This is a genomic window from Mesorhizobium sp. M7A.F.Ca.US.014.04.1.1, from assembly GCF_003998745.1.
Lineage (GTDB): Bacteria > Pseudomonadota > Alphaproteobacteria > Rhizobiales > Rhizobiaceae > Mesorhizobium > Mesorhizobium ciceri.
In genome coordinates, this window is the sequence record NZ_RZRW01000163.1 from 1 (window position 1) to 10,681 (window position 10,681).

Below are 10,681 nucleotides of genomic sequence, written 5' to 3' on the forward strand. Positions count from 1 at the left end.
CGACAGCGACGCGCGTGAACCACCGACGTCGACCGTGCCGACGGCAAGCGAGACCGAGCCGTCCATGCCGATGTTGAGGTCGGTGCAGGTCTGGCCGCCGAAGTTGAACCAGAAGCCGCAAGCCATGCCGCGGCCCTGGTTCTTGCCCAGCGGCGCCTTCATGTGCGGATGGCTCTTCACCGCCTCGAGCGTCGGGCCGATGCCGATCGGGCCGTAGACCGGACCGTAGGAGGACCGTGTGCCTTCCTGCGCGGCGTTTTTGATCCGGAAGTCGACCGGGTCCATGCCGATCTTCTTGGCCAGCTCGTCGACGGCGCTTTCCACCGCGAAGGCTGCCATGGGTGCGGAAGGCGCGCGATAGGCCGCGGTCTTCGGCCGGTTGACCAGCACTTCGTAGCCGACCGTCTTGACGTTATCGAGCTTGTAGCAGGCGAACGCGGTCATGGCGCCGATCTCGGCCCAGGAGCCGGCATACGGGCCGCAGCTGTAGCGCAGCGTCGCTTCGGCGGCGGTGATGGTGCCGTCCTTGCGGGCGCCGATCTTGACGTCGATCGAGGTGGCGCTGGTCGGGCCCGAGGCGCGGAACACCTCGTCGCGGGTCATCACCAGCTTCACCGGCCGTCCTGCCTTGCGCGACAGCGCCAGCGCCACCGGCTCGGCCCAGACATGGGTCTTGCCGCCAAAACCGCCGCCGATCTCCGAGGAGGTGACGCGCAGTTTCGAGGCTTCCATGCCAAGCAGCTGGGCGCAGTGCTGGCGGTAGACGAAATGGCCCTGCGTGCACACCCAGAGGTCGGCGGTGCCGTCGGAGCTGAAATTCGCCACGCAGGCATGCGGCTCGATATAGCCCTGGTGCGTCTGCTCGGTCTTGAAGGAGCGCTCGACGATGAAGTCGGCGTGCCCGAAACCCTGATGGACATCGCCATGGCCAAACTGGCTGCGCTTGGTGACGTTGGAGGGTTTTACCGGCTTTTCCTCAAGGCCCTCGGTGAAGATGGCATCATTGATCAAGGGCGCCGTGTGCTTCGCCGCCTCGTCGACATCGGTGACGTGCGACAAAAGCTCGTACTCGATCTCGATGAGCTTCAGCGCCTGCCTGGCGGTGCGGGCGTCGATCGCGGCGACCGCGGCCACCGCGTGGCCGTCATAGAGCGCCTTCGTGCGCGCCATGCAATTGTCGAGGACGTCGTACATGGCGGCATCGCCATCGGTGAGGTCGGGCAGGTCGGCCGCGGTGATCACCGCCTTGACGCCGGCGAGCTTTTCCGCTTTCGACGTGTCGATCTTGACGATCCTGGCGTGGGCGTGCGGGCTTCTCAGAACGCGCCCGACCAGCTGGCCGGCCATGTTGAAGTCGGCGCCGTAGCGCGCGCGGCCCGTCACCTTGTCGATGCCGTCGGGACGGATCGGACGTGTGCCGACGGAGGCGAATTTACGTCCGGAAAAACGTGGATCGAAATTCATCTCAGGCTCCCTTCATCACGATGGCCGCATCCTGGACGGCGCGCACGATCTTGTCGTAACCGGTGCAGCGGCAGAGGTTCCCGGCAAGGCCGAAGCGGATTTCCTCCTCGGTCGGGTCGGGGTTCTTGGCCAGGAGGTCCTTGGCCGCGATCAGGAAGCCCGGAGTGCAGATGCCGCATTGCAATGCGGCGTGCTCGAGGAATTTCTGCTGCAGCGGGTGCAGCGTATCGCCATGCGCCATGCCCTCGATGGTCTCGACGCGACGGCCTTCAGCCTCGGCGCCGAGCACCAGGCATGAGCACACCAACCGGTCATCGAGGATGATCGAGCAGGCGCCGCAGTCGCCGGTGCCGCAGCCTTCCTTGGCGCCCGTCAGCCCCAGCCGATCGCGCAGGACGTCGAGCAGCGTCTCGTCGGGCTGGCACAGATACTCGACAGCATCGCCGTTGATTGTCGTTGAAACTGCAATTCCAGCCATCATTTGCCTCCTGCACGTGCATAGGCTGATGTGGCGGCCCGCTGGGCCAGCACACCCGCAACTTTTCGTCTGAATTCGATAGTGCCGCGCTTGTCGTCGATGGGACGACAGGCCCCCGCGCAGACCTTGGCGAGCCGCTCCAGCGTCGCCTCTTCCAGCCTGGAGCCGACGAGCACCTCCGCGGCCTCTTCGACCAGAAGCACCGTCGCCGCCACGGCGCCCAGCGCCACGCGGGCCGATTTGACGACACCGTGCTCGTCGAGCGTCAGGTTCACCCCGGCGCTGACCACCGCGATGTCCATCTCGGTGCGTGGAATGAAACGCAGATAGGCATCGCCAGACCGCGGCTCGCGCTTGTCGAGCAGGATCGCCTCGATGATCTCGCCTTTGGCCAGCGACGTCTTGCCCGGCGCGGTCGGCACGCTCTGCACGGGGATCGTGCGCCGGCCCGCCGGCCCGACGACCACTGCCCTGGCGCCGGCGGCAACCAGCGCCGGCACGCTGTCGGCGGCCGGCGATGCGTTGCAGAGATTGCCCACGATGGTGCAGCGGCCCTGCACCTGCTTGGAGCCGATCAGCTTGGCCGCCTCGACGACACCAGGCCATGCCTTCTTGAGGGCGGTGTTCTCTCCCAGGACGGCGCAAGGGACCGCGGCGCCGATGCTGAAGCCTTCAGCCGTTTCCCGGATCTCGCTCAAGCCATCGATCGCCTTGATGTCGACGATCAACTCTGGTTCGGCAAAGCCGCCCTTCATCCTGACCAGGAGGTCGCTGCCTCCGGCGAGGATGGCGGCCGTACCAGCCGACCCGGCCAACTGGCCAACGGCATCTTCTATTGAAAGCGGACGTATGTAGCGCATCGTCTCCCCTTGGTCATCGCGATTTCAGCGACCGTTATAAACAGTCTCCTCATAATGGCTATCCGGTTCGTCGTCTGCGGCGATTGGGCCAGGCGCCGCAATATCCAGTCCAACAGGCCGAAAGTGGCGCACTGAATGGCAGCAACCGGCTTTGGAATGATTTTCGTGAAACTTCGGTCTGGATCAAGTGCGCTCATTCGGTTTTGTCCGCTTTTGGACCGGAACGGCGTTTAAGCCGGCAGAGCCGCTGCTTGGCTGCCCCACTGAAGCCCCCTGTGTTCGGCGGCCGTCCGAAACGCCTGCGGCGGCTGGCCACGGGTACGCAGGAAGGCACGCCGCATGCGTCCGGGATCGCCAAAACCGGCGGCTTCGGCGGTGCGCTCAAGCGGGAGATGGCTGGTCTCGATCGCCGTGCGGGCCGTATCGAGGCGCATGCGCTCTACCGCCTTTGCCGGCGTGACGCCGGTCTCGGACGTGAAGGCGCGGGCGAAGTTGCGGGGACTCATGGCCGCGTGATCGGCCAGGCATTCGACGGTCAGCGGTTCGGCCAGGTTTGCCCGCACCCACTCGATCAGCGCGGCGAAGCGGCCGGTTCGCCCGCCCAGTTCGACGAAGGCCGAGAATTGCGACTGGCCGCCCGGCCGGCGCTGGTGCATGACTATCTGCTGTGCGGTGCGGCGCGCCACTTCAGCGCCAAGGTCATCTTCGACGAGGGCAAGCGCCAGGTCTATTCCGGCCGAGATGCCGGCCGACGTCCAGATGTCGCCATCCCTGATGAAAATACGCTCGGCATCCAGCCTGACCTTCGGGTAGCGGCGGTGGAAGTCGTGACTGCTGGCCCAGTGCGTGGTGGCGCGGCGGCCGTCGAGCAATCCCGCCCGTGCCAGCAGGTACGCGCCGGTGCAGACGCTGGTGGTGCGCCGCGCCGGCACGCGCCTCAACCAGGCGACGATCTCGTCCATCGCCTCGATGGAACGGATGATTTCGCCGCCCGATACGATGACGGTGTCGAAAGGGCCGTCGCGCAGAGGTCTGGTGAGAAGCTTCAGGCCAGAGGAGCTTTCAACGTCGCCGCCGCCGGGCGACAGCAAAACCAACTCATAGCTGTCCGGGCGGCAGCGCTCCGCAATCTCGAAGACGGTTGTCGGCCCGGCCGCATCCAGAAGCTGGAAACCGGGGTGAACGACGACGGCAACGTGCCTGCGCATGGCAGTATTCGCCCGATTTATGTCATTTCGGACGAAACCTAACGCCGGTAGCCTCGTCGTCAAGCCATCTGGAGACCGGCAAAAGTCCTGGACGAAACGCTGCGCGCCATCGCTGCCCGCCATGGTGCCCGCACGGCAGACCTCGTCGCCATGCAACTCGAAGATCCCCGGCCACGCGCATCGCCGTGACGTCGCGAAGTCGACGGGCATCTGGCCGGCTCGGGGGGACTTTTCACGGCAAGGGAGTGACTGATGAAAGCATTGATCGCCGGGGCCGGTATCGGCGGCCTCACCACTGCTCTGTTCCTGCATGAGGCAGGCATCGAGGTCGAACTTTTCGAGCGGGCCGACGACATCCGCGAACTTGGCGTCGGCATCAACATGCTGCCTCACGCTGTCAAGGCGCTGGCCGGGCTTGGGCTGATGCCGGCGCTCGACGCGGAGGGGGTGAGGACACGCGAGCTTGTCTACACCAACCGCTTCGGCCAGATCGTATGGCAGGAATTGCGGGGCATCGATGCCGGCTATGAGGTTCCGCAAATCAGCATTCATCGCGGCAGGCTGCTGGGGCTGATTCACCGGGCCGTGGTGAACAGGCTTGGCGGCGACGTCATCAGCACGGCAAGCCGTGTCGATGCCTTCGAGCAGAACGAGGGCGAGGTCGTGGCGCATTTCCGCCGGCATGACGGCTCGCGCGGCGAGGCCCATGGCGACCTGCTCATAGGCGCCGACGGGATTCATTCCGCCGTCAGGGCCGTGCTCTATCCCGAAGAAGGGCCGCCGATCTGGAACGGCACGATGCTGTGGCGCGGCGCCACGCCGTGGCCGGTCTGGCGCGACGGGCGCACCATGGCGGTTGCCGGCGGCAATTTCGCCAAGTTCGTCTATTATCCGATCGAGCCGGATCGCGAAGAGACCAGGCTGACGAACTGGGCGGTGATGGCCAATACCGGCGAGAGCGGCACATCACCGCTGCGTCCCGGCGACTGGAGCCGCCCGGGCGTGATCGACGATGTGCTGCCCTTCGTGCGTGACCGGTTTCAGCTTGATTTTGTCGACCCCGCCTCGATCATCCAGGCAACGGATGGCTTCTACGAATATCCGAACTGCGACCGCGACCCGCTGCCACGATGGTCGTTCGGGCGGGTGACGCTGCTCGGCGATGCGGCGCATCCCATGTACCCGGTGGGGTCGAACGGAGCCAGCCAGGCAATACTCGACGCTGGTTGCCTTGCGATGCATCTGGCCGCAGGACCGACCGTCGAAGCCGCGCTAACACGGTATGACGGGGAGCGGCGGCCGGCCACATCGGCCATCGTGCTGGCCAATCGGCAAGGCGGGCCGGAAGCGGTCATAGACATGGTCGAGGCCCGGGCGCCGCATGGGTTTGATGACATCGACGCCGTCGCTTCGCGCGAAGAACGCAAGAGCGTGGTACGCGGCTATGCGTCCCTGGCCGGGTTTGCAAAACCGAGTTGATCGCGAGTGGCGCGTTTTGCAGCCTACAGGTTTGCCTCGGCGAAGATGCGTGAGGCCCAGTCGAGGAAGACGCGAAGGCGCGGCGAGAGCTGTCTGTTCTGCGGGTAGAGCGCCGACAGCGGCGTCGGCGATGGCGGATAATCGGCCAGCACTTCGACCAGCGTCCCTTCGGCCAGGTCTTTGTCGAAGCGATAGCGCGGCGCCTGGATGAGGCCGAGGCCAAGCCGCGCCAGGTCGGCGGCGGTATCGGAATTGTTGGCGGCGACGCGGCCGGGCAGCCGCACCTCACGGATATTGCCGGCGACAGTGAATTCGAACGGAAGGGTCTCTCCGGTGCGCGACGAGACAAAGCCCACCGCCTGGTGACCGTCGAGCGCATCGGGGGAGGCGGGCGTGCCGTGGCGCTCGAGATAGGCGGGGCTGGCGCAGGTGATCTCGCGGATCATCGCGAGCCGCCGCATGATCATGCCGCTGTCGGGCGGCTCGCCGACGCGGATCACGCAGTCCACGCCTTCACGCACGAGATCGACCAGCCGGTCGCTCTGGCCGATCTGCAGGTCGATGCGGGGATAGCGGTCGAGAAACTCCGGCAGGCGCGGCAACAGGAATGTGCGGGTGAGCAGCGTGCTGGCGTCGATGCGCAGCAGGCCGAAAGGCTCGGCGTTGCGGAAGGCGGCCTCGGCATCCTCGATCTCGGCCAGGATCGACAGGCAGCGCCGATAGTAGGCTTCACCATCCTGGGTGGCGTTCACCTGCCGCGTCGTTCGTTCCAGCAGCCGCGCGCCGAGATGCTCCTCCAGCCGCCGGATGGCTTCCGTCGCGGTTGAGCGCGGCAGGCCGAGATCGGCCGCCGCAGCGGTGAAGCTGCGCCGCTCCAGAACGCGAACAAAGAGCCGCATCGTGTCCAGCCGATCCATGCTCTTTGTTCGCAGTTTCCGAATAGTGATGTCAATGGGTGGATGATTATCCGGAATTCGGCTTGGCCTATATCCGTGTCACCAACAACGCGGAGAGACTTCGATGACAAATCAAACCAGAACCGCGATCGTGACCGGCGCCTCCAAAGGCATCGGCGCCGCCATCGCACAGCGGCTCGCCCGTGACGGCGTCGCCGTTGTCGTCAACTATGCACGGGGCCGTGCGGAGGCCGAAGAACTGGTCCGCGCGATCGAGACCGGCGGCGGCAGGGCGATCGCCGTGCAGGCCGATATCGCCAATCCGAACGGCATCGCCGTGCTGTTCGACGCCGGCGAGAAGGCGTTCGGCGGCATCGACATCCTCGTCAACAATGCCGGCATCATGAAGATTTCGCCGATCGCGCAGACCGACGATGCTTCGTTCGACACCCAGATCGCGATCAATCTCGGCGGCGTGTTTCGCGGCATGCGGGAAGGTGCGCGCCGGCTTCGCGACGGCGGCCGCATGATCAATTTTTCCAGCAGCGTCGTCGGTCTCTATCAGTCGGGCTACGGCGTTTACGCCGCCACAAAGGCGGGTGTCGAGGCGATGACCCACATCCTGGCCAAGGAGCTTGGCGCGCGCCGTGTCACCGTCAACGCGGTGGCGCCCGGACCGATCGAGACCGCGCTGTTCACGGACGGCAAGAGCGAGGCGCAGATCGAGGCCATCGGCAAGATGATCCCGCTCGGCCGGCTCGGCCAGCCCGACGACATTGCCGGGCTGGTCTCGTTCCTGGCCGGTCCGGACAGCTTCTGGGTCAACGGGCAAATCATCCGCGCCAATGGCGGCGTGGTCTGAGGCGGCAACCAGGCCGGCTTGGCTCTCCTGACTGCCTGACTTCCACACTCGAAAAGCTAAGGAAACATCATGCCATTCGCCAACATCAAGCTACCGCAAGCGGCCCTCTCCAAAGCGCAGAAGGAAGACCTCATCCATCGAACGACCGCGATGTTCGTGGACTTTTTCGGTGAGGGCGTGCGCCCCTACACGATGGTGCTGGTCGAGGAGGTCGCCGACGGAGGCTATGGCCGGGCCGACGAAGTGTTCGTCGTGCCGGAAGTTTTTCGCGCGAAGGAGTAGTGCAGGGCTAGACCTCGAAGAGGTGCCTTTCACAAATTGAACCCTTGCCGCATCAGCCATCCTTCGTCGCACCGACCCAGTCGGCGGCCACTTCGGCAAACAGCCAGTCGCGGAACGCCTTGATCTTTTTCTGGCGCAGCGCGCCGTCACGGTAGACGACGTAGTAGCGCGAGGCGGATTTCAGCGCGAGATCGAAGGGACGAACCAGCCGCCCCGCAGCGAGGTCGGCCGAGACCAGCGCGCTTCGGCCGAGCAACACGCCTTCGCCATGCACCGCGGCTTCGACGGCGAAGGTGGCGGAATCGAAGCGCACGCCGCGCTTGGGATCGATGCCGTCCACGCCGGCCTGTTGCAGCCATGTTGCCCAGTCGATGCGAAAGGCGTCGTGGATCAGCTTGTGATGCCGGAGATCCCCGGGCTGGCGCAGCGGATGTTCGCCTTGCAGCAGTTCCGGGCTGCAGACCGGGAAGACCTCTTCATCAGCGAGAAACTCCGCCGTCACCCCGGTATAGCCGCCCTTGCCGTAGCGGATGGCGATGTCGATGCCGTCGCTGACGAAATCGGAAAGCACGCCCGAGGTCGACAGCCGCACGTCGATGTCGGCGTTTGCGCGGTGGAAGCGATGCAGCCTCGGCACCAGCCAGCGGCCGGCAAAACCGTCCGATGTGCTGACATTCAGGATGCCTGCCGTGCGGTCGGGCGTGGCGGCGATGGTGGCGGCGGCGATCTGGTCCAGCGCCGTCCTGACTTCCGATGCGTAGGCCGCGCCGACCGACGTCAGGCGCACGGACCTCGTTCCCCGATCGAAAAGCTGGATGCCGAGCCTGTCCTCGATGTTGCGGATGGCGCGGCTGACCGCGCCATGGGTGACGTTGAGCTCACCCGCCGCCTTGGAGAAACTCAGATGCCTGGCGGCAGCCTCGAAGGCGGGCAAGGCAGTGAGGGGCGGTAGTCTGCGCGGCATGGTCCACCTGTGAGTGTTGCTCACAAATCCTGCACAAAGAGTCGTTTGTCGTCCAGCCCGGAAATGTCCAATCTATAGGGGTAGCAGCGGATATTGATCGGCTTTCCTATCTCGCCGCTGCGCTGAACGACCAGAAACAGTGTGAGCAATCGTCATGCTTGTCCCCTTGCGGACGGCGTCGGCACGCTTGCGCCTACTGAACCACAGGAGACGAACCATGAAACCGATTCTCGAATCCATCAGCGCCGCGACGAGCGGTCTTGCACTCAGAGCCTCTGCAGTCGTCGAGCGCCGCCGGATGCTGCGCCAAGTTTCACGCTTCTCGAACCATCGCTTGCACGACATCGGATTCGAGCGCGACTGGGACGGCTCCATCCTGCGCAACGGGAGGTCGATATGACCAGCACCCTGATCATCGGCGCGACGGGGCTGCTGGGCAGCGAGATGGCGAAGGCCAGCGCCCGCAATGGCGATCGCCTGCACGTTCTGGTTCGTGCGGCAACAGCCGGCGATGAAGAGCGGCTGCGCCCGCTGAAGGAGCTCGGTGCCAAAATCCACGTCGGCGATCTCGACGACTATGACAGCCTTGTCCGCGCCGCCAGTGCGGTGGACCGCGTCATCAGCTCGGTGCATGTGCATTCGGCCAGCGAGATGACGCTGGTGCGGGCGCTGAGGGATGCCGGCGTTTCCCGCTATGTGCCTTCCGCCGGCTTCGGCCTCGACTTCGCCGCCGCCGCCCCGGGCTCGATCCCGCCGCTCGATCTCAAGCGAGGCGTGTTCGACGCGATCAGGCAAGCCGATCTGCCCTACACGGTGATCTACACCAACGGCTTCTTTTCGACCTGGGTGGCGACGCTGGGCGATCTGATGCGCTTTGGCTCGTCGCCCTTGCCGCCCGATGAGGTGACGCTTTATGGCGGTGGCGATGTGCCGGCGACGTTTGTCAGCGAGAAGGACATCGCCGCCGTCACCTTGCGCGCGTTGAACGATCCCAAGGCCATCCGCAGCGAGATCCGCATCGCCCGAAACAAGATCACCCAGAACGAAATGATCGATCTGTGGCGCCGGGTGAGCGGCCGCTCGCCGCGCATCGTGCCTCAGAGTGCGGCGGAGCTTGAGGCGATGATCGCGTCAGCCCCCTGGCTTGGACTGCTGCGGGCATTCTGGATACGCGGCGAGACCGCGCTCGAGACGGCCACGCCGGAAGCCGGAGTGCTGTATCCGGAGCTGGCTTTCGAGACCATCGAGAGCGCCTTTGTTGCGATGGCGGACGCCGCTGGGCGGTAGGAACAGGAGCGCGGCGCTGAAGCTGACGTCGTCGGCGCGGCCGATGAATCCGGCTCGCGGCGTGAGCCGCCCGAGAAGGGCTGGTCTCACCCGTGCGGGCCTGTATCATGGTCATGTGAATTCCTGGGAGGAGGCTTGTGCATGCGGCTGAATCGGAATCTCTGCCAGTGGAGGGTTTGGGTCTTCATCGCCGCAATGGCGCTTTGGCCGCACGCGGCGCCGGCCGATAGCCTCACGCCCGAGCGCATCACTGCTGCCCTGTCGAAGCTCGAAGCGCTTGCCGAAGCCGCCGTCGCGGACGGTGCCGTGCCCGGGCTCGCCATCGGCGTCGTGCGCGATGACGAGGTGATCTTCCTCAAGGGTTTTGGGCATCGCGAGGCCGGCAAGCCTGAGATCGTCGACGCCGACACGGTGTTCCAGATCGCCTCCCTTTCCAAGCCGGTTTCCGCCACCGTCGTAGCGGCGTTGGTTAGCGACAGGATCGTGTCCTGGGATTCGAAGATCGCCGATCTCGATCCGGCCTTCAGGTTGGCCGATCCTTATCCGGCAAGCCAGCTCACCGTCCGTGACCTGTTTTCGCATCGCAGCGGGCTTCCAGGCACCGCCGGAGACGACCTCGAGGACATTGGCTACGACCGCGTCGAGATCCTGCATCGCCTGCGGTTCGTGCCGCCATCGTCGAGCTTTCGGGCCGGGTATTCTTACAGCAATTTCGGATTGACAGAGGGTGCCGTGGCAGCCGCGACACCGACGGGAAAGCCCTGGGAGCAGGTCGCCGAGGAGAAGCTCTACCGTCCGCTGGGCATGGCCTCCACGAGTTCCCGCCATTCGGACTTCGTCAAGCGAACCAACCGCGCCGCGCTTCACGTCAAGGTCGATGGCGCCTGGGCAGCGAGGATAG

Annotated in this window: 12 protein-coding genes; 6 read left to right on the forward strand and 6 right to left on the reverse strand. The window is 65.3% G+C overall.

Going from position 1 to position 10,681, the window contains the following annotated elements; genetic code table 11:
• From EOA22_RS13450 to EOA22_RS13465, 4 genes are all read right to left on the reverse strand, one after another.
• Nucleotides 1-1,464 (reverse strand): xanthine dehydrogenase family protein molybdopterin-binding subunit (locus EOA22_RS13450; RefSeq protein WP_164755409.1); only part of this gene is annotated, 1,464 nt, incomplete at its 3' end.
• Between the two features lies 1 nt (nt 1,465).
• Nucleotides 1,466-1,942 carry a (2Fe-2S)-binding protein gene (locus tag EOA22_RS13455; RefSeq protein ID WP_013530647.1) on the reverse strand — a complete coding sequence of 159 codons (477 nt, stop codon included), beginning with the start codon at nt 1,940-1,942 and terminating at the stop codon, nt 1,466-1,468.
• Nucleotides 1,942-2,802 carry a xanthine dehydrogenase family protein subunit M gene (locus tag EOA22_RS13460; RefSeq protein ID WP_063168619.1) on the reverse strand — a complete coding sequence of 287 codons (861 nt, stop codon included), beginning with the start codon at nt 2,800-2,802 and terminating at the stop codon, nt 1,942-1,944. The genes EOA22_RS13455 and EOA22_RS13460 overlap by 1 nt, the downstream gene beginning before the upstream one ends.
• Nucleotides 2,803-3,032: 230 nt before the next feature.
• A complete protein-coding gene (locus EOA22_RS13465; protein WP_164755410.1) occupies nt 3,033-4,010 on the reverse strand; it encodes a GlxA family transcriptional regulator in 978 nt (325 codons plus the stop codon).
• Nucleotides 4,011-4,262: 252 nt separating this feature from the next.
• Here EOA22_RS13465 and EOA22_RS13470 point away from each other — a divergent pair, with 252 nt between their 5' ends.
• Complete coding sequence (locus EOA22_RS13470; protein WP_127390017.1) at nt 4,263-5,489, forward strand: flavin-dependent oxidoreductase; 1,227 nt, start codon at nt 4,263-4,265, stop codon at nt 5,487-5,489.
• A gap of 23 nt (nt 5,490-5,512) precedes the next feature.
• Here the strand turns inward: EOA22_RS13470 and EOA22_RS13475 are convergent, their stop codons facing one another.
• Complete coding sequence (locus EOA22_RS13475) at nt 5,513-6,406, reverse strand: LysR family transcriptional regulator (RefSeq protein ID WP_063168616.1); 894 nt, start codon at nt 6,404-6,406, stop codon at nt 5,513-5,515.
• A gap of 103 nt (nt 6,407-6,509) precedes the next feature.
• On the opposite strand from EOA22_RS13475, the gene EOA22_RS13480 reads away from it, so the two are divergent.
• Nucleotides 6,510-7,247, forward strand: coding sequence for an SDR family oxidoreductase (locus EOA22_RS13480; protein ID WP_024501705.1), 738 nt, complete (start codon nt 6,510-6,512; stop codon nt 7,245-7,247).
• 69 nt (nt 7,248-7,316) lie between these two features.
• Nucleotides 7,317-7,529, forward strand: a complete 213-nt coding sequence (locus tag EOA22_RS13485) for a 4-oxalocrotonate tautomerase family protein (RefSeq protein WP_013530653.1) — start codon at nt 7,317-7,319, stop codon at nt 7,527-7,529.
• A 52-nt stretch (nt 7,530-7,581) separates the two neighbouring features.
• On the opposite strand, the gene EOA22_RS13490 is transcribed toward EOA22_RS13485, so the two are convergent.
• Nucleotides 7,582-8,493 carry a transcriptional regulator GcvA gene (locus tag EOA22_RS13490; RefSeq protein WP_013530654.1) on the reverse strand — a complete coding sequence of 304 codons (912 nt, stop codon included), beginning with the start codon at nt 8,491-8,493 and terminating at the stop codon, nt 7,582-7,584.
• Between the two features lie 217 nt (nt 8,494-8,710).
• On the opposite strand from EOA22_RS13490, the gene EOA22_RS13495 reads away from it, so the two are divergent.
• The 3 genes from EOA22_RS13495 to EOA22_RS13505 form a co-directional block, all read left to right on the forward strand.
• Nucleotides 8,711-8,893: a DUF1127 domain-containing protein gene (locus tag EOA22_RS13495; RefSeq protein ID WP_013530655.1), complete on the forward strand. Its 183-nt coding sequence runs from the start codon at nt 8,711-8,713 to the stop codon at nt 8,891-8,893.
• A complete protein-coding gene (locus EOA22_RS13500; protein ID WP_063168615.1) occupies nt 8,890-9,780 on the forward strand; it encodes an NmrA family NAD(P)-binding protein in 891 nt (296 codons plus the stop codon). Before EOA22_RS13495 ends, EOA22_RS13500 begins: the two co-directional genes overlap by 4 nt.
• Before the next feature lie 141 nt (nt 9,781-9,921).
• On the forward strand, nt 9,922-10,681 hold a 760-nt coding region (locus tag EOA22_RS13505), incomplete at its 3' end, for a serine hydrolase domain-containing protein (protein ID WP_164755411.1).